Here is a 20,451-nt window from a genome sequence, read left to right as displayed (position 1 = left end):
GCCTCACTCCGCTTTCAGATAGTTGTCATACCAGTCGAGAGTGCGCTGCATCCTGTCCTTGATAAAACTCGGGCGCGTCAGCCCGTGATCCTCGCCAGGATAGATGACAAGCTCAGTTTCGCGCTCAAGCGAGCGTAGCGCCTGATACATCTGCTCCGCGCCGACGCAGGGAACATTTTCATCTGCGCCGGCGCACTGGAACTGCGTCGCCGCTGTGATCCGGTCTGCATGAAAGAACGGGTAGGAGATACGCTCATAGGCTTTCCGGTCGCGCCAGGGCAGGCCCACTTCGAATTCATATTCGAGCGCATATTGATCGACGCCATAGCCACCCAGAAAGTTTGACATGCCCGCGCCGCTGACCGCCGCCTTGATACGCTTGTCGCTGGCGATCATGTAATTGGTCAGAATGCCGCCATAACTCCAGCCGCCGACGCCGATGCGTTCCGGATCTGCGACCCCGAGTTCGATCACATGATCGATGCCGGCGGAAATATCCTTCACGTCGACATTGCCCCAATCGCCATAGATCGCTCTGGCGAAATCAAATCCGCGGCCTGACGATCCGCGCGGGTTGACCGCGAGCACGGCGTATCCGTTCGCCGCGTAAAGCTGCCAGTCGACCATGAATTCATGGCTGAATTGATAGACGGGGCCGCCATGAAGACGAGCGATCAGGGGATATTGTTTTCCTTCCTCATAATCGAGCGGCAGCATCAGGATGCCGTGAATTTCCTCCTTGCCGCTGTTGAAGGAAACGTCGCGGGTTTTTGCAAGGCGGCGTGTTTTCAGCCAGTCATTATGTGTCGTCATGGCGCGCCGTCCATTGTCGATGGCGGCCAGTTGATAAGGTTCGCTCGCACCGCCATCGAGCACCGCAACGCGGCCGTCTCGCGCGACGGCAAGATCGAAAGCAAAGCGCGCGCCTTGCGTCAGATAAGTAATCTCCCCGGTGTCGACATCGATCTTCGCCGCCCATGTGTCGCGATCCTGTTCGATCAGCGCGTAGACAGTTTTTGAATCTTCGCCCCATTGCGGGGAATAGAACCAGCGATCAATGCGCGCGAGCGGCTTCACCTCGCCAGTCTCGAGATCGGCGACGGTGAGTTCGAAGGGTGAGTAATAGATCCACTTGTCTTCGCCCATTTGCAGCCAGACAAGTTTCTTGCCGTCCGGCGACCAGCGCGGGCGCGCCCAGGTGTCCGGGTCGGCGTCCGACCCTTCATAGGTGGATATTTTGCGGGGCTCGGCGCCTTTGACCGGCGCCATGATAAAGACGTCAAAGTCAAAATGGCGGTCTTCGCGCTCTCGCCGTTTCGTGACGAAAGCGATCTGCGAGCCGTCCGGCGCCCAGACAGGAGAGAAATAATCCGCGCCGCCATCGGTGATCTGTTGGGTCTCGCCACTTTCAACATCGACGCGAAAGAAATGAATGCGCCGGTCGTCGATATATCCCCGCGCGTCATCCTTGAACCCGAACCGGTTGATGACGATGGGAAGCGGTTTGTCGGCGTCGGCGCCGACCGTTGCGCCGACTTCGGCGGCGACGATCAGCGTTGTTCCATCAGGGGAGAGGGCGAATTCTGAAACGCCACCCTTGATCCTTGTCACCTGTCGCGCCTTGCCGCCCGCCGCCGGCATGACGAAAATTTGCGTTTCTTCTTCTTCCGCGCCGTCGCTCAAAAAAGCGATGATGTCGCCGCCATAAGCGGGCGCCCATTCGCTGATCTCCGGCGTTTTGGTGAGTTGTTCCTGCTGGCTGTCCCAGGAGACGCGCCAGATATCGCTGACGGTGGCGTCTATATCGAGATTGTGAGTCGAAAGGGTGTAAGCGATCAATTCGCCATCCGGTGAAAAAACCGGTTCGGTGATGTCGGCGATTTTGTGCATGTCCTCGACGCCAAGCGGTTTTTTCTCCTGCGCAAGAGCCGGTGTGACGAAGGAAATGAAAATCACAATATAGATTATGCGCATGAAGGCTTCCATAGATCAGCGCCGGCTTTCATATCCGCCGAGGAATGAGGACAGATTGGTTCCGAGGTCGTCGCAAGGATAACCGCCTTCCTGAACAAGGACTGTCGGAAGTTTTAAGGCGGCGCCGATCGCTTCGCCGATGCGGGCGAACCCGCCGGTGGTGACGGCGAGGCCCGCGATCGGGTCGCCTTCAAAGGCGTCGAGACCAAGGGCGATGACGAGGGCGTCCGGTTTGAACGACTGGACCTTCTTCAGCCCTTGTGACAGCGCTTCCATGAACGCGGCGTCATTGCTCCCGCGCGGCAAAGGAAGGTTCAGGTTGCAGCCTTCGCCTGCGCCGCCGCCGGTCTCGTCCCCATAGCCCCAGAAGAACGGATAGAACCGCACCGGATCGGCGTGGATGGAAACGGTCAGGACATCGCCGCGCTCATAAAAAATATCCTGCGTGCCGTTGCCGTGATGAAGATCCACATCGAGGATCGCCACACGATCATAGGACTTGTGCAAGGCGCAGGCGGCGATCGCCGAGTTGCTGAGATAACAAAAGCCACCGGCGGTCTCCGCGCCCGCATGATGGCCGGGTGGGCGGCAAAGCGCGTAGGCCGCATTCTCTCCGCCGAGAACCAGTTCGGCGGCGTGGGCGGCGGTCCAGGCGCTCCATTGTGCGCTCTCCCATGTTTCCGTTGAAATCGGCGCGGAGGCGTCAATCATGTGCCAGCCGGCTTGAGCGACCACAGAGGCCGGATAGCCGTGCCGGTGAATGGGATGAATGTTCGGCGTCACAGCTTCCGACGCGCCCTTGATGCGCGACCAGCGTTCATGGGCGCGCTCGAGAAAGGTCAGGTAACGCTGCGTGTGGGCGGCGAGGATCGGTTCTTCGCCATAATTTTCTGGCCGCACGATCTCGCAGCCCGCTTGTTCGGCGCCGCTGCGCAGCATGGCGATACGTTCTGGCGTTTCCGGGTTCGGCTGCATGACGCCGTTGACGAGATAAGGCGGCGGATAATGTCGTTTTTGTTCTTTTTCGGCGAGGACGGCTTTCATGATCTATCCGTTGACGGGGAGTTTCAGATCGGCGGCGAGCCGGTGAAGCGATTTCGTCAGTTTCTCCATGATTTCGTCCACATGGGTTTCATTTGTCACCATGGGCGGACAGATGAGAAAGTGATCGCCTTCATGACCGCCGCGCGTGCGCCGGGAATAGATGATGAGTTGCTCCTCATAAGCGTATTCAACCAGCTTGGCGAAAACGTTCAGCTCTTTCGCCAGCGGCGTCATGGTTTCGCGGTCGGCGACAAGTTCGAAAGCGAGGAGAAGGCCTTTACCGCGGACATCGCCAATGAATGGAAATTCCGTCATCAGGTCTTCGAGCCGCCGCTTCAAAAGCGCGCCGATATGCGCCGTGTTCGCCATCAGGTCCGCGTCGAAAATTTCCTGTATGACGGCGAGCCCGGCGGCGCAGGCGAGGGGGTTGCCTGCATAGGTGTAGCCATGCATGAAACCGCCGCCGCTCACGACAGCGTCGACAATATCGCGCCGGGCGATCATGGCGCCGAGCGGAACATAACCGGCGCCGAGACCTTTTGAGAGCGCGATGATGTCCGGCGACTGCCCCCAATGTTCAGCGGCGAGAAATGTCCCGGTGCGCCCGACGCCGGTCATCACTTCGTCATAGATCAGGAGCACGCCATAGTCGTCGCAGATGTCGCGAATGCGCTGGTAATAGCTGTCCGGCGCGACGAGGGCGCCGGTGGAGGCGCCGCCCACAGGCTCCATGATAAAGGCGAGCACATTTTCAGGGCCGGTCTCTTCGATTTTGTCGCGCAGCATGTCGGCATAGCGGCAGCCGCGCGCTTCGTCGCTAAGATTGTCCCGGTCGAGATAGGCTGTGGGCGCCGGGATTTTCGGCATTTCACGGATCATCGGTGCAAAAGGGTCGTTCAACGGCGCATAGCCGGTGACGGCGAGGGCGCCGAAAGTAGAGCCGTGATAGGAGGGAAAACGCGAGATCACCTGGGTGCGTTTCGGCTCGCCTTTCGCGATCGCATATTGCCGCGCCAGCTTGATGCAGCTTTCAACCGCTTCCGATCCGCCGGACGCAAAGAACACCCGGTCGAGCCCTGTCGGCGCCAGTTTTGACAACACCGAGGCGAGGCGCTCCGCCGGTTCATTTTCGAAATGCAGGCGATAGCCGAAGGTGGTTGCATTCATCTGCGCGCGCATGGCCTCAAGCACGCGGGCGTTGCCATGGCCGATATTGGAAACCATGGCGCCGGACGAGCCGTCCAGAAAGCGCCGCCCCTGTTGATCCCAGATGTAAACGCCTTCTGCGCGGGCGATGAAGGGGCGCCGTCCGCCGGTCTGATAAAACAGATGCGATGGGTCTTCCCTGGACCAGTTGAACATGTTTTCAGCGGCGGGGCGCATAAGGGCTCTTCTGGAAATCAGGCGTGCGCGGATTTTTTTTGCGCCGCTCCGGCGGCGCCATAGACACGCTCCGTCAGGGGCGTCGTTTCAATGCGTGCGATCAGCATCTTGACGAATTCCTGTTCCGCGCGGTTGAGATGGGTTTCCGGATTGGTGACCGCGAAAATATCGACCTCCGGCGCGCCGTCATGGGGCGGCAGGCGCCAGAGCAGGCCGTCGCGCACATCGCGCTCCATCACATGAACCGGCAGCGCTGCGACGCCGAGCCCGGCGATGCACATGCGGCGGACTTCCTCGAGATTGTTGGAAACGCCCGCGGGCGGCGAAGCGAAGGCTGCGCCTTCACGCAAGATAGCGACCGGACGAAGCACGTCTTCAAGCCTGTCAGTGTCGAAAGAAACGCTGCGCTCTCCGTGCAAATCTTCAACGCTCAGATCGGACCGCCCAAAGAGACGGTGCGACGGTCCGCAGAAAAAGCCGAAATATTCACTGAATAGATGATGATAGTCGAGCGCGGCATCCTGTTCGCGCACAAGACAGACGCCAAGCCCGCAGCGTTTGGCGCGGATCATGTCGATGATGTTGCGACTTGAGTTGACGTTGATGGAGATGGTCGTATTGGGATAGCGCTGTTGAAACTCGGTCAGGGTTTCATCGACCAGCGGCGTCGTCACATGGGTCGCCATGGCGATGGAGACGGTGCCCGAGACATCGTCCATCTCTTCTTCGAGAATGGCGGTGAGACGTTCGATCGAACCGAACATCTGCGTCACCTGCTCGTAAAGCGCCTGACCGTGCGCGGTCGGCTCAAAACTGCGGGGGCCGCGTTCAATGAGCCGGCGGCCAAGGGTTTCCTCAAGGCGGCGCAGCGCGTTCGACACTGTGGGTTGCTTCAGATCGAGCCGGCGCGCGGCCTCGGTGATGCTGCCCACATCCATGATTACCATGAAGGAGCGCAAGAGGTTCCAGTCGAGCCGCCAGGCGAGGTCTTCCTCGTCCCGCGTGAAGGCCGCTTCGTGCCCCGGCGTCATAACTTCATTCCTTTATACTATAATTGAAAACCGCTCCATTGATTGACAGAATGCCTGAAAAGGGTGCGTTCAGGCAATATGAAAAATTCAGGAAACGGCGTTTCGGCAGCACAAACTCGCGGTTTTCCCGGCCGCAAGGTGGTCATCACCTGCGCCGTGACGGGGTCTATCCATACACCGACCATGAGCGGGGCGCTGCCGGTGACGGCCGAGGAGATCGCCGAGGCGTCAATCGCGGCGGCGCAGGCGGGCGCGGCCATCATCCATCTTCACGCCCGCGACCCGGAGACGGGCAGGCCCAGCGCCGAGCCCGATCATTTTCGTCCATTCCTTGAAAAGATCGCGAAAGAGACCGACGCGATCATCAATATTTCGACCGGCGGAAGTTCGGTGATGGCGCTTGATGCGCGTCTTGCGCCGGCGCGGGAGATGGCGCCGGAGATGTGCTCGCTGAATATGGGGTCCATGAATTTCGGCACGTTCCCGATGCTCGATAAATATTCCGGGTGGAAACATAATTGGGAGCCGGAGTTGCTTGAGGCGACGCGTCGCACTGTTTTCAAAAATACGTTCGAAGACATTGAGACGATCATTGAAGATCTTGGGGAAGGGCGCGGCGCCAAATTCGAATTTGAATGCTACGACCTTGGCCAGATCGAAACGCTTGGGTTTTATGTGAAGAAAGGCCTCATCAAAGGACCGCTTTATCTTCAATTCGTGCTGGGCGTCCTTGGCGGCGCCGGAGCGAGCCCTGAAAATCTTGTCGCCATGAAAACTCTCGCCGACCGGGTTATTCCGGGCGACTATCATTTTTCCGTGCTGGCGGCCGGTGGAAAGCAGATGGCCATGGCGACCATGGGCGCCATTATGGGCGGCAATGTCCGGGTGGGCCTGGAAGACAATCTTTCCATTGCGCCGGGGGTTCTGGCGGATTCGAACGCCCAGCAGGTTGCGAAGATCCGGCGCATCATCGAGGATCTGGGACTTGAACCGGCGAGCCCCGATGAAACGCGTTCTATGCTTGCGTTGAAGGGCCGGAACAAGGTCAATTTCTAGCGGATGGCGAAGGACGTTTTCATACGCGCGGCGAAACTTGGGGACGCGGCTGAGATACAGGCGATGATCGCCGCGCTGGCGCTGGAGGCGCATGGTCCTGCGCAGGTGCTGACCATTGAAGACGTCACGAAATATGGTTTTGGCGCCGAGCCCGCCTTTCAGGCGCTTGTCGCCGAGATCGACGGGGCCGTTATGGGGCTTGCGATTTTCTTTCCCGAATTTTCAACCTGGCGCGGGCGTCGCGGGATTTATCTACAGGATATTTACGTGAAGCCAGAAGCGCGCGGGCGCGGCGTCGGTAAAGAGCTTATTGATGCGCTCACACGGGAAGCAAAAGAAATGAGCGCTGTTTATCTGCGCCTCGCCGTTGATTCAGACAATCATGACGCTGCGCGCTTTTATGAACGGCTTGGATTCGCCGAAGCTCATCGCGATCGTATCTTCATGCTGACGGATGACGCCTTCGGGAAGGGTGCGGCCCAGAGTTCGCGCGGCAAAGGGGATGACACATGATCGGGTATTTGCGGCTTGGCGTTCTGGCGGTTCTGTCGGCGTTGACCCTCACGTCGCCGGTTCAGGCCGAAGTCCGCGAACCGGTGATGAAACAGGTCAAGGTTCCCCATAATTACTACTGGCGTGAAATGTATGTGCCGCATCTGACCAGCGGACCGTCGTCTCTTGACTGGACGGCGGATGGAAAAAGCCTCGTCTATTCCATGCAGGGGCGGCTGTGGCGCCAGCGGATCGGGGATGACACGGCGCATCAACTGACGACCGGCGACGGATATGAGTATCAGCCAGATGTATCTCCTGACGGACGCCGCATTGTTTTCACGCGCTATCTGAATGACGCCTATGAGATCGTTATCCGCGATCTGCGTTCAGGGCGGGAAACAAAACTGACCGAAAACGGCGCCGTCAATCTCGAACCGCGCTGGTCGCCGGACGGAAAGCGCATCGCCTATGTGACGACGGACGAGACCGGCCATTTCCATATCGCCATTGCATCCCTCGAAGGCGGCGTCTGGAAAAGCAAACGCTGGCGAGAAGAACGCATCAGCGAAACGCCGCGCTATTATTATGCGCAAGTGGATCATGAGTTGAGCCCCACATGGTTGCCGGACGGGAAGACGCTTGCGTTCATCGCCAATCCGGAAATCGGTTACGGAACCGGCGCGCTCTACCGTCAGCCGGTCGACCTGTCGGCGCCGGCCGAGATGCTGGTCAATGAGGAAACCGCCTGGCGCATGCGGCCCGACTGGTCTCCGGACGGAAAGCGCATTGCGTTTTCATCTTTCGAGCGACGCCAATGGCATCAGCTCTGGATTACTCATGCGGAGCCTGGCGGCTATCCGCTCGCTTTTTCCTACGGTGATTATGACATTGACACCGCGCGCTGGTCGCCCGACGGAAAGCGCATTGCCTATGTCTCCAATGAGAGCGGGACCGGTGAGATCATCATTCAGGACATGACGAGCGGCGCCAGAGAAAAACTGATGGTCGAAGAAAAACGCTACGCGCAACCCATGGGCGCGGTGCAATTGCGCATCCTCGACGAGAAGGGGCAACCGGCGCCGGCGCGGATTTCCATCATGGGCGCGGACGACCGCTATTACGCACCGGACGGCGCCATGATTCATGCGGATGACTATTATGACCGCGCTGAAGCGTCGGCTGAGACTATGTATTTTCATACTGACGGTGACTCATTCGTGGTCGCGCCTGTCGGTGACACAAAGATTACGGTCTGGCGCGGCTTTCGTCATGAAGTCGTTGAGGCGTCCGTCGCTGTCGCCAAGGGAAAAACCAGCGTTGACACGATAACGCCGGACCTCTTGCCCAACGCCACAGCATTTGATGGTTGGCGCTCCGCCGATGTTCATGTCCATATGAATTATGGCGGGGTTTATCGCATGACGCCTGCGAGGCTGGCGCAACAGGCGGACGCCGAAGACCTCGATCTTGTTTTCAACCTGATCGTCAATAAGGAACAGCGCATTCCCAATGTTGAGGATTTCACGCCGGAACCGTTCAGTCCTGAAGGAACGGATGCGACGATCCTCCATGCGCAGGAATATCACACCAGTCTGTGGGGGCATCTGGGCCTGCTCGGACTGAAGCAGCACTACCTGCTTGGCGACTATGTCGCCTATCCGAAGACCGCGCTGCACAGCTATTATCCCGACAATGCGGCGGTCGCGGATATGGCTCACGCGCAAGGCGCGTTGGTTGGTTATGTGCACCCTTTTGATCCGCCCGCGCCTGAGCCGGCTTCCGACCGCAAGCTTTCCCATACGCTGCCCGTGAACGCCGCATTGGGCAAGCTCGATTATCTCGAAATTGTCGGCTTCGCCGATCCGCTGACGACGGAAAGCGTCTGGCACAAGCTGTTGAACACCGGGCTGCGTATTCCGGCGGCTGGCGGCACTGACGCCATGACGAATTATTCGTCCTTGCGCGGGCCGCTCGGGCAAAATCGAACGCTGGTGAAAGCAGTGGATTCTGGAGACCCCGGAGAAGAAGTCACGACATGGCTTGCCGGTCTTAAAGCCGGAAACAGCATCGCCACAAACGGTCCGCTGGTCATGCTGACACTCGACGGCGCCGGGCCGGGGGCGGAGCTTAAAAAAGGCAAAGGCGTTCACACGCTGAACTTCAAGGCGGCATTGTCTTCCATTGCGCCGGTCGATAGCCTCGATCTCATCGTCAATGGCGAAGTCGCCCAATCCATTCCGCTCTCCGGCGACCGCATGTCCGCCTCCTATGAGGGAGAGATGAAGCTGGAGGAAAGCGCCTGGGTGACCTTGCGCGCCTATTCGAAAACGGCGTCGCCTTATGTCCTCGACAATTACCCTTTCGCGACGACGTCGCCGATCTATGTGACGGTAGGCGGCAAGCCGGTGCGCTCACGCGCGGCGGCCGATCATTTCATCGCCTGGATCGACAAGTTGACCTGCGTTGCGGAGGAAGGCTCCTACAACACGGATGAAGAGCGCGCCGCCGTTCTCGCCAATCTCAGGAAAGCGCGCCGGGAATTCGAAAAACGCCGCTGAGCGGGGTGAGAGGAGCCGACATGACGCCCAAGCCAATCCCGTTCGCTGTCGCGCTTATTCCGGCGTTTGTTCTGATCGCACTCATGGGAATGGCCGTGTGGCTGTTCGGCGACGCGTCCGCAGCCGGTCCGGCGCAGATTGCGCTGCTTGCCGCCGCCGCCGCCGCCAACATCATTGGTCTTTTTCACGGCATCAAATGGTCAACGCTTGAAGAAGCGGTGGTGCGCTCCGTTTCGCGCGCCGTGCCTGCCTCGCTTATCCTTCTTGCCGTCGGCGCGCTGATTGGCGCATGGATGATGTCGGGCACGGCTCCGGCAATGATCTATTACGGGCTCGGCATGATCAGCCCGCAATGGTTTTATCCTGCCGCCGCCATCATTTGCGCCTGCGTTTCCGTTTCCATCGGCTCCTCGTGGACGACTGCCGGCACGGTGGGGCTCGCGCTTGTGGGCGCAGCGACGATTATGGGATTATCGCCGGAGGTCACAGCGGGCGCCGTGATCGGCGGGTCTTATTTCGGCGACAAGCTATCGCCCCTGTCGGATTCGACAAATCTTGCGGCGGCGATTGTCGGCGTCAATCTCTTCGATCATGTGCGTCATATGCTCACGACAACGATTCCGTCGCTGCTCATCGCGACGCTGATCTTCGCCGGGTTTTCACTGACGCAGAGCGGCGAGGCGGCGCCGGTGGAAGTGATCGAGCAAACGCGGGAGACGTTGAGAGCGTCCTATGATCTCGGTCCCCTGACCATGCTGCCGCTCGCCGCCGTCTTCATTCTGGCCATTCGAAAGTTTCCGCCTTATCCGACGATTGCAATTGGCGCGCTGCTTGGCGGGCTTGTCGCCATCATTCGCCAGCCGGAGATTGTGCGTGCTTTCGCCGATCCAGCGGGGGAGTTGCCCTATGTCGCGGCGATGGTGAAAGGCGTGTGGCAGGCGCTGGCCACAGGATTTCAGTCGAATCTCGGCGTCGCTGAACTCGACCGTCTTCTGACACGCGGCGGGATGGCGAGCATGATGACAATCATCTGGATGGTGATTGCGGCCTTGAGTTTCGCTGCATCCATGGAAGCGACGGGCTTGCTTGAGAGGCTGACCGCGCCCCTCCTGAAACGCATTCGCGGCATCGGCTCGCTGGTGACGGCGACGGTGTTCAGCGCCATCGCCATGAATATTTTCTCCGCCACGCAATATATGGCGATCATCATTCCGGGGCGTATGTATGCGAAGGAATATGAAAAGCGCGGACTGGCGCCGGTCAATCTTTCGCGCACCGTGGAAGACGCCGGCACCATGACGTCGGCGCTTGTGCCCTGGACAACTTGCGGCGTCTTCATGGCGGGGGCGCTCGGCGTGCCGACGCTCGATTATTTGCCTTACGCCTTTATGAATCTTTTGAACCCGACGCTCGCTATTCTTTACGGGTTTTTCGGCATAGCACTGGTGAGGCAAAAGAAAACGGCGCCCGAAGGCGCCGCTGTTTGAAGCATGTCTTAGTCGACATGCTTTAGATTTTTATTTTATCGCGTGTCTTTTGCGCATAACCGGTGGCCACTTATGCGCAACACGCTTTGGCTTACGCGTTAAACGCTTCGCGTATCTTGTCAGCCGAGGGTTTCTCGCGCGACTTTGCGACCGGGATCGCTTCGCGCATCGCCTTGGCGAAGTGGCGCAAACAGATTTCAGACGTGCCGAGCGGGCCTTGGGCGAAGCTTAAGGACCCCATGCCGTCCTGAACGCGCTCAATGAGATCCTTGTCCTCGCGGTTCACATTGCGATTAATGCGGATGTTGAGATAGCGCGCCAGCTTCATTTCGCGCCGGTCGTCATCCAGCGCATAGGCGCTTTCGCGCAGGATGCAGGTGGTCGGCGTCAGCGGAATGAACTGCATGAAATCAATCTGGTCCGCATAGAAATCGAACATCAGATTCGGCCAGAGTTTGTAATAGGTCCACATATGCTGGCGGTCTTCGGGCAGGTGATCCACAGAGGGCAGAATTTTGCGATAGGCCCGGTTGGAGGGCAGCGACATTTGCTTGGTTTCCACCTGGCTGAAAATCTTGTGAACGCCGCGATCAATCGTCAGCTTGTAGCTGGAGCCGAGAAGTCCGTGGAGCCCGTCATGGGCGATCGGAATATGAAGCGCATCCACATAATTATCCGTGGCGTTTTTCCAGTTTACTTCGCGCAGGCGTCCGCCCGGCTGGCGAAGCGGCTTCATCTCTTTCGTCTTGTAGAGAGCGAATTCTTCCGCAACCGGCGCCAGATACTCTTTCAGTGACGGGCCGCCGGGAATGAAACGAAGGAAAACGAAGCCGGCGAAACTGTCGACCTCGACCGGCGTCAGCCCGTGTTCGGCTTTGTCGAAATTCTCATATTGCTCAAGATAGGGAACGCCGGTCAGCGTGCCGTCGAGCTGGTAGGTCCAGGCGTGATAGGGGCACACAAGATTGCGTCCGCAATTGCCATAGTCGCCGTCGACCATCCGCGCCGCGCGGTGGCGGCAGACATTGTGAAAGCCGCGAATCTCACCGTCCTTGCCGCGCACGACAAAGGCGATCTCGTTATACATTTTGAAGGTCAGATAATCGCCAACGTCCTGAAGGTCATTTTCATGGCCCACAAGGTGCCAGGCAGGCAGAAAGATTTTCTCTCGCTCCAGCTCGAAGAAGTCCTGGTCATAATAGGTCCAGGCGGGCAGGCTCTGGGCGTCCTGATCTGCGACCAGTTTTGGTTTCGCGTGCTGTTCTGCTGTCTGGCTCATGGCTTACTCTCCGTGCGAACCGGTTGCGGTGGTTAGGCTATCATGTTCTTCGCCGCCTGCCGATATGACGACAAAATCGCCGGCGGCGAAATCGGGCAGAAGGCCGCGCACCTCGTCGAGCGTGACGGCGTTCACGGCGGCGGTGAAGTCGTCAATCGTGGTCAGGCCGGGCCCGGCCCAGTCACGGGTCAGCGCCGCAGTGATTTCTGCGTTGCTTTGCGCGGCGCTGATCTTGCGGCCGATCAGATGACGCTTGGCCTCGGCGAGTTCGGCTTCGTCCGGCGGTTCCGAGATAAAGTGCGTAAGCTCGGCTTGCAGGGTTTCGAGAAGCGCCTGCTGTTTGTCAGGATCGACGCCGATATTAAGCGTGACGAGCCCTGCGCCTTTCCCGCCGCGGTAGTCGGCGCCGATATAATAGGCGAGACCTTGGTTCGAGATCGCCTCTTCGCCCAGCCGCCCGCCATAATCATGGGCGAACATGTAAAGGGCGAGGCGCCAGGCGAGGGCCGCCTCATCGTCCAGCGCCGGCGCATCCGCCATATAGCCGAGCGCGGTCTGCACCTTGTCTTCAGGAATGTGGATCCAGATATCGCCCTCTGACGGCGTCAGCGTCACCGGCGCTTGCGCGCCCGCAGAGGTAGTGAGGGAGCCGCCGATGACCGCTCGCGCTTCGTCGGCGGCGAGATTTCCGGAAACCGCGATAAAGCTGGGCGCCGCGATGTCTGGCGTTTCGGCGCCGGCAAAACGCGCGGCGAAAATCTCTTCCAGCCGCGTGTAGGGATCACTGCTTTGCGGTTCTGTAGGCGGCGCGGCGTGGGCCTTTGTCATGGCGTCGCGCAGCGTGTTCGTCAGTTCTGCAAACTCGCCCGGCAATCCGCTGAGTGAGAGGCTGGTCATTCCGGGCGCGGGATCGTTCACCGTGCAAGGACCGCACGCATAAACCCCGGGCAGGATGGCGCGGAGCGAAAGTGTGGGCGAGAGCGGCGAGGAGACGACAATGATGTCACTCCCGGTTTCGGTAAAGCGGTTATCCACCGTTTCCGAGATCGGCGCCTTGCCCGCGCGCGCCGGCGGGGACGCCATTACTTCGGCGGCGGCGACAGGCGCCGGCGCGCCGTCGCTGTCGGGAACGAACCACCCCACCGTGCGGCGGTCAGCGTCGAGATAGATTTTTGCGACGCGCTGAATGTCAGCAGCGGTGACGGCGGAAACGTCTTCGTTGAGAGACAGCAACGCATCGAGCGCGCCGATGGCTTCGAAAAAGGCGAGTTGATGGGCTGCGTCCTCGATGGTCTGGAGATCGAAGATCAGTTCGCGCTGCACGTTCTGTTTCGCCGCGGCAAGACGTTTTGCGGCGACAGGTTCGGCGGTCAGTTTTTGCAGCGCATTTTGAATGGCGTCCTCTATCGCCGTTTCATCGGCGCCGGGGCCTGCGGATCCGGCGATGAGGAACACATAGGGCTGTGCCGTTGGAATGAACCATGTGCTGATGTCATCCGTAACGCCGGCAAGCGCCGATCCGTCAGCGGCCGGCGTGCCCCAGTCATTTTGCAGGAAAGAAACGCCGCTCGACGCGCCCGCGAGCGCCTGTAGCACCAGAAACGCCGGATAGTCATCGCTCGACGCCGCCGGCGCCGGATAGGCGATGCGGAAAAGTTTTTCTTTCGCTGCGCCTTCAAGGCGGATGCGCTTTTCGCCCTGATAGTCCGGCTCGCTCAGGGGCGGCAGTCGCGGCGTCGCGGATTTTTTGAATTTGCCGAAGAGTTTTTTGACCTGTGTTTCGACCGCATCCGCGTCTACGTCACCCGCGACAGCGAGGACGGCTGTCTTCGGCCCGATGCGCTTGTCGTAGAAGTCGACAATGTCATCATGGGTGATCGCTTCAACATCCGCCGCATAACCGATGGTGTTTTTACGGTAGGGATGGACCTGAAACGCCGCGGCCAGCGTCGCGTCAAAAAGAACAGTTGAGGGGTCATTGGCGTAGCCGTTCATTTCGGCGATCACGGCCCCGGTTTCCGCCTCGACATCATCAGGGTCGAGGGTCAGTCGCCCCAGCCTGTCCGCCTCGATGCGCAAAAGAAGCTCAAGATCGCCTTTCGGCGCCGTCGCAAAGAAAGTGACGGTGTCGATCCAGGTATAGCCGTGCCATTCGCCGCCCACGGCGTATATGTCGCCTGCGAGCGATGTGCCCGGAAAATTCTTCGATGACCGGAAAGCCATATGTTCGAAAAAATGCGCGAGCCCCATGCGCCCCTCCGGGTCGTCGCGGCCGCCGGTCTTGTAGGCCATCTGAACGCTGACGACGGGAAGGGCGCGTTCTTCTAGGATGAGCAGCGTCAGCCCGTTGTCGAGATGGGTGACCCGCACATTTTTCAGATCAAGAGCGTTGGCGGCGCATGGCGCGAGCGCCAGCGTAAGAAAAAGAAGCCTATGTAAAAGCCGCGTCAAAGCGTGGCCGCGCGCATTTGCGGCCCGCGCCCTTTGCCTCCTGAGCCCTTGCCAATGTCGCGCAGGATCTCCCGCGCGGCGTTGTGGCCGGGAAGTCCCGTGACGCCGCCGCCGGGATGGGTGGACGACCCGCACATGTAAAGTCCTTTGAACGGCCCGCGATAATCGGCGTAACCGAGCACCGGCCGGGCGCTGAAAAGCTGATCGACGCCGAGTTGTCCGTGGAAAATGTCACCGCCGACAAGGGAAAGCTTTCGTTCGAGATCAAGAGGCGACAGCGCCATCCGTCCGATGATCGAGGATTTGAAATTCGGCGCGTAGTCATTGATTGTGTCGATGATGCAATCGGCGGCATCATCGCGGTAATCATCCCAGCTTTTGCCGCCCGCCAGTTCCGGCGCGAAATGCTGGCAGAAAAGACTCGCCACATGCTGGCCCGGCGGGGCGAGGGAATCGTCGATGGTTGAGGGGATGTGCATTTCGATAACCGGCTTTCGCGCCCAGCCATGGCGGCGCGCATCCGTATAGGCCGTGTCGAGATAATCGAGGCTCGGCGCGATCATGATGCTCGATTTGTGGTGCAGCCCGGCGCCGTTCGACGGAAGCGTCGTAAAGTCCGGCAATTCGGAAAGCGCGACATTCATCCGGAACACGCCGGAGCCCGAACGCCAGTTGCGAATACGTTCAGCGAACTCGTCCGGCAGCGCGCTTTCCTCTATCAGATGGCCATATAGCAATTGCGGATGAATATTCGACGCGACAACACGGGCGCGCAGCGTTGTTCCATCCTCGAGGACCACACCTTGCGCACGGTCATTTTCAATAATGACTTCTTTCACCGGCGCATCGGTGCGGATTTCGGCGCCGGCTTCACTGGCGGCGGCGGCCATGGCCTGGGTGATCGCGCCCATGCCGCCGACGGCATGACCCCAAGCGCCCTTTATCCCGTTCACTTCGCCGAAAACGTGATGCAAAAGCACATAGGCCGAGCCCGGCGTATAGGGACTGCAATAAGCGCCCGTAATCGCGTCGAAGCCGAGAATGCCCTTGATGACATCGAGCTCGAACCAGTTGTCGAGAATTTCGCCGGCGCTTTTGCCAAACAGGTCGATCAGATCGCGCTGGCCTTCAAGACCGAGCTTATGCGCGCGTTTGGCCAGCATCGCCGCCGAGAACATGTGGCGCACGCCGCCGCCAAGATTGGGCGGCGTTTCAAGCAACGTCGAGCGGAAGAGGTCAACGAGTTTGTCGAGACGGTCATGATAGCGCGGGTAAGCGTCGGCGTCTTTCGGCGACAGGCGGCGAATGGTTTCGATATTCTGCTTGTCGTCGCGCCCGAGCAGCAGATGCTTGCCGTCGGGCGTGGGCGCGAAATAGGACGCCGGGCGGATGAGCACTTCGAGACGGTGGCGCTCAAGTTCCATCTCACGAATGATTTTCGGATTGAGAAGGCTCACAGAATAACTTGCGACGGAATTGCGAAAGCCGGGATGAAACTCCTCGGTCACTGCGGCGCCGCCGACAATATCCCGCTTCTCAAGGATCAGAACGCGCCGTCCCGCTTTGGCGAGGTAAAAGCCGCAGACAAGGCCGTTATGGCCGCCGCCAATAATGATAGCGTCATAGTGTGCTGACATGAGCCGACGTTCTTTCCGGGAATGCCTCTATTCACAAAGGGAATAAAATCCCTTGTTTTTCAGTATATTATGGCGTTTTCGGAAAGGGAAGGGGCGCGCGTTCAGCCGCGTGTGCGGCGCCAGTCGGCGAAGCGTTTCAGGCCTTCGGTAATCGGCGTTGAGGGATTGAAGCCGTAATCGGCGGAAAGACGCGTCACATCCGCATAGGTTTCTTTCACGTCGCCGGGCTGCATGGGCAGCATTGTTTTCTCCGCCGTCTTGCCAAGCGCGGCTTCAAGCGCGGCGATGAAATCCATCAGCGGCACAGGCGTATGATTGCCGATATTGTAAACCCGGTGCGGGCGGTCTTCGCCGGTAAAGTCCGGCGCCTTCGCCGCCATGCGTTCGATGGCTTCTGTCACATCGTCGATATAGGTGAAGTCCCGCCGCATCTCGCCGTGATTATAAACGGGGATCGGCTCGCCTTTGAGGATTTTGTCCGTAAACGTCCAATAGGCCATGTCGGGCCGCCCCCAGGGGCCATAGACGGTGAAAAAGCGCAGGCCGATCTGCTTGATTCCGTAAAGATGCGCATAGGTTGCGCTCATCAGCTCATCGGCGCGTTTCGTTGCAGCGTAAAGAGAAACCGGGGCGTCCACAGGATCGGTTTCGCTGAAAGGCGTTTTGGTGTTGCCGCCATAGACCGAGCTGGAGGAAGCGTAAATCAGGTGAGAGAGCCCTTTTGCATGGCGGCAGGCTTCGAGAACGGAAAGATGACCTGTCAGGTTTGCATGCGCATAGGCGAAAGGATTGTCGATCGAGTAGCGCACGCCGGCCTGCGCCGCGAGGTGGATGATCACCTCCGGCGCCGTATCCTGCACCAGTTTCGAAAACGCCTCGGGGTCAGCGATGTCGACCTCGTGGATCTTCGCCGCATTATCCAGTTCTTTTACGCGGGCGCGTTTTAGCGCCGGATCGTAATAGTCATTGAAATTGTCGGCGCCGATGACGCGCCAGCCAGCCTGCGCAAGACGCGCAGCCGTATGAAAGCCGATAAATCCGGCCGCCCCGGTAATCAGAACGGTTTTCACCGCATGTCCTTTGTTTGCCCTTCAGCCTATATGGAGGCATCCGGCGCAAAGGCCAACTGTTTCCGTTGGTTAACGGGTTGAAGAGTCAGCCTGCGATGAAAGCTGAAAGCGCGGGCAGGGTTTTCGGCGCGCTGTCGCCTGCAATTCCGGCGGCAAGACGCAAAGCGCCAACCGGCGTCAAGGAATCAGGCAAAGCGCATTCCTTGTGTCCGAGATTGAAAACGCAAAGCAGTCGCTCTTCTTCCTTCTCGCGGAAAAAAGCGAGGACGCCTGGCGGCGCTTTCACGATGGTGATGTCGCCGGCGCGCAAGGCGGGAGAGGCGCCGCGCGATGCAATCGCTTTTCGTGCAAAATTGAGGACCGATTGGGGGTCTGTGTCCTGTGCGCCGGCGGCGAGGGGTAGGTGGCGCCTATCCATGGGCAGCCATGGTGTTGCGGTGGAAAATCCCCCACTTTGCCCCATCTTTTCCCACGGCATGGGCGTGCGCGCGCCGTCGCGACCGAGGGTCGCCGGCCAGTTGGCGATGGCTTCGGGGTCCTGCAGCGCTTCGAAAGGCACCTCCGCCTGCGGCAGGCCCAGCTCCTCGCCCTGATAGACAAAGACATGGCCGCGCAGGCTGAGAAGCAGGAGGAGGTAGAGTTTCGCCGCTTGTTGTGGGTCCGCGCCCCGATTGCCGGAAGTTGGCGCCCAGCGGGAGATGCAGCGCGGGGCGTCATGGTTTGAAAAGGCCCAGGACGGCAGGGCCTCTCCGGGCGCGCCGGACCAGCCGGCGAGAGATTTCGCCACACGCTCAGGCGTCAGCTTGTCTGCATACAGAAAATCGAAATTATAAGCGGTGGTGAGATGTGTCTCGCCTGCAGTGAACGCCTTCATTTCTTCAAGCGCATGTGCGCCGACAACTTCGGCGACGGTGAAGATATTCGGATACTCGTCGGTGACCGCGCGAATGCGTTCGAGAAATTTTGGAATGTCGGCGTGTGACTGGTTGTAGCGGTGTTCCTGAAAGTCGAATGGCCGCGACGGACGACGGGCGCCGTAATTCGCTGGCGGATTGTCGCGTAATTGCGGATCGTGCATGGCGAAGTTCAGGGCGTCGAGGCGGAAACCGTCAACGCCGCGATCGAGCCAGAAACGGGTGACCTGTAACAACGCGTCCTGAACCTCGCGGTTGTGCAGGTTGAGGTCGGGCTGGCTCGTCAGAAAATTGTGCAGATAATATTGCCCGCGCCGCGCATCCCACTCCCAGGAAACGCCGCCGAAAACCGACATCCAGTTATTGGGCGGCGAGCCGTCGGCTTTCGGGTCCGCCCAGACATACCAGTCGGCTTTTGCATTGCTCCTATCCTGACGGCTTTCTGTGAACCATGGATGCTGGTCAGAAGTGTGGGAATAGACCTGATCGATGATGATTTTGAGATCGAGGCCGTGCGCCTTTTCGATCAATGCGTCAAAATCGGAAAGCGTTCCGAATAACGGGTCCACATCGCAATAGTCGGCGACATCATAGCCGAAATCGCGCATGGGCGAGGTGAAGAAAGGCGACAGCCAGATTGCGTCGACGCCGAGGCGGGCCGCATAATCCAGCTTTTGCGTTATTCCCTTGAGATCGCCGACACCATCGCCATTGGAATCGCGAAAGCTGCGCGGATAAATCTGATAGATGACCGCGCCTTCAGGCCATGGTTGTGGGTGCTGGAAATTACGGCTCATGCAAATAGATGACGCGCGCCGCGGCTGAACGTCAATCGGGCATCATTTGGCTTTCCGGCGAGAAGAACAGGGCTATGATCCATGGTCCATGACGCGCTTTGAAAAAACCGTTCTGCAAGTTGTGCCTCGCCTCGATGCGGGCGGCGCCGAGCGTACGACGCTGGAGATTGCGGATGCGGTCGTCAGGAATGGAGGCCGGGCGCTGGTTTTCACCGAAGGGGGCCGGCTCGAAGAGGATATCCGCAATGTCGGGGGCGAGATTATCCGTGGGCGCGCCGCCTCGAAAAATCCCGTCACCATGTGGATGAACGCCGGGCTCCTGTCGGAGATCATCGCCCGGGAGAAAGTGGATATTCTCCACGCCCGCTCGCGCGCGCCCGCCTGGAGCGCCTATTGGGCGGCCAGGCGCACCCGCGTCGCCTTCGTCACCACCTATCACGGCGCCTACAAGGCGGCGGGGGCGGCCAAGCGGTTTTACAATTCGTCCATGTTGCGGGGCGAGCGGGTGATCGCAAACTCCCATTTCACAGCGGACCGGATCGCGGGATTGCGCGGTGCGGAGGCGGACCGGATCGTCGTTATTCCCCGGGGCGTCGATATCGATCTCTTTGATCCCAAAAAGGTTTCCATTGAACGGACGGCTCGCCTCACGCGTGCGTGGGGGCTTGGGGAAAACCAGGGCTTTAAGCTTCTTTTGCCGGCCCGGCTCACCCCCTGGAAGGGGCATGAAACGGCGATTGCTGCGGTTGCGGGCCTGGCAAAGCGCGGTGAAGCGCTCAAGGCTACTGGCCAAAACCCCGCTTTGACGCTAGTTTTTTGCGGGGGTGCGCAAGGCAAGGACGCTTATGAGCGGCGCCTGCGCACGGTGGTGGAAGAGTCTGGGGTCAGCAGCATGATCCATCTCGTTGGCGACTGCGCCGACATGCCGGCCGCATACGCTTGGGCGGACGCGGTCTTGTCGCCGTCGATCGAGCCGGAAGCGTTCGGCCGGGTCGCGGTGGAGGCGGGCGCCATGGAAAAACCGGTGGTGGCCGCCGATCATGGTGGTGCGCGGGAAACCGTCATTCACCGCGAAACCGGGTATTTGACGACGCCGGGCGACGAAAAGGGGCTGGCGCGGGCGATCGAAACGCTGATGGTGATGAGTGATACGGGACGGCAGGTGATGGGGGAAAAAGCGCGGGAGCGGGTATCGAGTCTTTTTTCTTCAGCGGCGATGTGCGACGCGACGCTTGGGGCTTATCGCGCGCTGCTGACGGAAAGGGCGTAACGGGG

General features: G+C 59.6%; 14 protein-coding genes. 5 read left to right on the top strand and 9 right to left on the bottom strand.

Going from position 1 to position 20,451, the window contains the following annotated elements:
- Positions 1-3: 3 nt before the first annotated feature.
- From ACFC5L_RS12935 to ACFC5L_RS12920, 4 genes are read right to left on the bottom strand one after another with little or no spacing between them, the layout of a single operon-like run.
- Positions 4-1,974, bottom strand: a complete 1,971-nt coding sequence (locus ACFC5L_RS12935; RefSeq protein WP_375202516.1) for a S9 family peptidase — start codon at positions 1,972-1,974, stop codon at positions 4-6.
- Between the two features lie 15 nt (positions 1,975-1,989).
- Entirely contained in the window at positions 1,990-3,018 is a 1,029-nt protein-coding gene (locus ACFC5L_RS12930; RefSeq protein WP_375202517.1) for a histone deacetylase family protein, read from the bottom strand.
- 3 nt (positions 3,019-3,021) lie between these two features.
- Positions 3,022-4,401, bottom strand: coding sequence for an aminotransferase family protein (locus tag ACFC5L_RS12925; RefSeq protein ID WP_375202518.1), 1,380 nt, complete (start codon positions 4,399-4,401; stop codon positions 3,022-3,024).
- Positions 4,402-4,418: 17 nt separating this feature from the next.
- The gene (locus ACFC5L_RS12920) at positions 4,419-5,432 is read right to left on the bottom strand and encodes a LysR family transcriptional regulator (RefSeq protein ID WP_375202519.1); all 1,014 of its coding nucleotides are present in this window, start codon (positions 5,430-5,432) and stop codon (positions 4,419-4,421) included.
- A gap of 78 nt (positions 5,433-5,510) precedes the next feature.
- Between ACFC5L_RS12920 and ACFC5L_RS12915 the strand changes: the two genes are divergently transcribed.
- The 4 genes from ACFC5L_RS12915 to nhaC are packed head-to-tail and all read left to right on the top strand — an operon-like array spanning position 5,511 to position 11,028.
- Positions 5,511-6,488: a BKACE family enzyme gene (locus ACFC5L_RS12915; RefSeq protein WP_375202520.1), complete on the top strand. Its 978-nt coding sequence runs from the start codon at positions 5,511-5,513 to the stop codon at positions 6,486-6,488.
- Positions 6,489-6,491: 3 nt separating this feature from the next.
- Entirely contained in the window at positions 6,492-7,001 is a 510-nt protein-coding gene (locus tag ACFC5L_RS12910) for a GNAT family N-acetyltransferase (RefSeq protein ID WP_375202521.1), read from the top strand.
- Positions 6,998-9,541 (top strand): CehA/McbA family metallohydrolase, encoded by a 2,544-nt coding sequence (locus tag ACFC5L_RS12905; protein ID WP_375202522.1) that lies wholly within the window; start codon positions 6,998-7,000, stop codon positions 9,539-9,541. The genes ACFC5L_RS12910 and ACFC5L_RS12905 overlap by 4 nt, the downstream gene beginning before the upstream one ends.
- Before the next feature lie 20 nt (positions 9,542-9,561).
- Positions 9,562-11,028 (top strand): Na+/H+ antiporter NhaC, encoded by a 1,467-nt coding sequence (gene nhaC, locus ACFC5L_RS12900; RefSeq protein WP_375202523.1) that lies wholly within the window; start codon positions 9,562-9,564, stop codon positions 11,026-11,028.
- 91 nt (positions 11,029-11,119) lie between these two features.
- Here nhaC and ACFC5L_RS12895 read toward each other — a convergent pair whose 3' ends face one another.
- The 5 genes from ACFC5L_RS12895 to ACFC5L_RS12875 all read right to left on the bottom strand — a co-directional run bounded on the left by ACFC5L_RS12895 (position 11,120) and on the right by ACFC5L_RS12875 (position 19,176).
- Positions 11,120-12,307, bottom strand: a complete 1,188-nt coding sequence (locus ACFC5L_RS12895; RefSeq protein ID WP_375202524.1) for an aromatic ring-hydroxylating oxygenase subunit alpha — start codon at positions 12,305-12,307, stop codon at positions 11,120-11,122.
- A 3-nt stretch (positions 12,308-12,310) separates the two neighbouring features.
- On the bottom strand, positions 12,311-14,758 hold the full coding sequence (locus ACFC5L_RS12890; protein WP_375202525.1) for a M16 family metallopeptidase: 2,448 nt from the start codon (positions 14,756-14,758) through the stop codon (positions 12,311-12,313).
- Complete coding sequence (locus ACFC5L_RS12885; RefSeq protein ID WP_375202526.1) at positions 14,755-16,395, bottom strand: phytoene desaturase family protein; 1,641 nt, start codon at positions 16,393-16,395, stop codon at positions 14,755-14,757. The genes ACFC5L_RS12890 and ACFC5L_RS12885 overlap by 4 nt, the downstream gene beginning before the upstream one ends.
- A gap of 101 nt (positions 16,396-16,496) precedes the next feature.
- The gene (locus tag ACFC5L_RS12880) at positions 16,497-17,465 is read right to left on the bottom strand and encodes an SDR family NAD(P)-dependent oxidoreductase (protein ID WP_375202527.1); all 969 of its coding nucleotides are present in this window, start codon (positions 17,463-17,465) and stop codon (positions 16,497-16,499) included.
- 85 nt (positions 17,466-17,550) lie between these two features.
- The gene (locus tag ACFC5L_RS12875) at positions 17,551-19,176 is read right to left on the bottom strand and encodes an alpha-glucosidase family protein (RefSeq protein WP_375202528.1); all 1,626 of its coding nucleotides are present in this window, start codon (positions 19,174-19,176) and stop codon (positions 17,551-17,553) included.
- Positions 19,177-19,264: 88 nt separating this feature from the next.
- On the opposite strand from ACFC5L_RS12875, the gene ACFC5L_RS12870 reads away from it, so the two are divergent.
- Positions 19,265-20,446, top strand: coding sequence for a glycosyltransferase family 4 protein (locus ACFC5L_RS12870; protein WP_375202529.1), 1,182 nt, complete (start codon positions 19,265-19,267; stop codon positions 20,444-20,446).
- Positions 20,447-20,451 lie beyond the last annotated feature (5 nt).

The organism is Hyphococcus sp. (genome assembly GCF_041986965.1).
Taxonomy (GTDB): Bacteria; Pseudomonadota; Alphaproteobacteria; order Caulobacterales; family Parvularculaceae; genus Hyphococcus.
The sequence above is the reverse complement of the archived record's forward strand: the minus strand, read 5'-3'. Positions and strand labels throughout refer to the sequence as shown.

Bases quoted from the DNA above. Each gene is read 5' to 3' on its own strand.
- ACFC5L_RS12925 (WP_375202518.1), bottom strand. From the start codon at position 4,401: ATGCGCCCCGCCGCTGAAAACATGTTCAACTGGTCCAGGGAAGACCCA.
- ACFC5L_RS12910 (WP_375202521.1), top strand. From the start codon at position 6,492: ATGGCGAAGGACGTTTTCATACGCGCGGCGAAACTTGGGGACGCGGCT.
- ACFC5L_RS12905 (WP_375202522.1), top strand. From the start codon at position 6,998: ATGATCGGGTATTTGCGGCTTGGCGTTCTGGCGGTTCTGTCGGCGTTG.
- ACFC5L_RS12885 (WP_375202526.1), bottom strand. From the start codon at position 16,395: ATGTCAGCACACTATGACGCTATCATTATTGGCGGCGGCCATAACGGC.
- ACFC5L_RS12935 (WP_375202516.1), bottom strand. From the start codon at position 1,974: ATGCGCATAATCTATATTGTGATTTTCATTTCCTTCGTCACACCGGCT.
- ACFC5L_RS12875 (WP_375202528.1), bottom strand. From the start codon at position 19,176: ATGAGCCGTAATTTCCAGCACCCACAACCATGGCCTGAAGGCGCGGTC.
- nhaC (WP_375202523.1), top strand. From the start codon at position 9,562: ATGACGCCCAAGCCAATCCCGTTCGCTGTCGCGCTTATTCCGGCGTTT.
- ACFC5L_RS12915 (WP_375202520.1), top strand. From the start codon at position 5,511: ATGAAAAATTCAGGAAACGGCGTTTCGGCAGCACAAACTCGCGGTTTT.
- ACFC5L_RS12930 (WP_375202517.1), bottom strand. From the start codon at position 3,018: ATGAAAGCCGTCCTCGCCGAAAAAGAACAAAAACGACATTATCCGCCG.
- ACFC5L_RS12895 (WP_375202524.1), bottom strand. From the start codon at position 12,307: ATGAGCCAGACAGCAGAACAGCACGCGAAACCAAAACTGGTCGCAGAT.
- ACFC5L_RS12870 (WP_375202529.1), top strand. From the start codon at position 19,265: ATGACGCGCTTTGAAAAAACCGTTCTGCAAGTTGTGCCTCGCCTCGAT.
- ACFC5L_RS12920 (WP_375202519.1), bottom strand. From the start codon at position 5,432: ATGACGCCGGGGCACGAAGCGGCCTTCACGCGGGACGAGGAAGACCTC.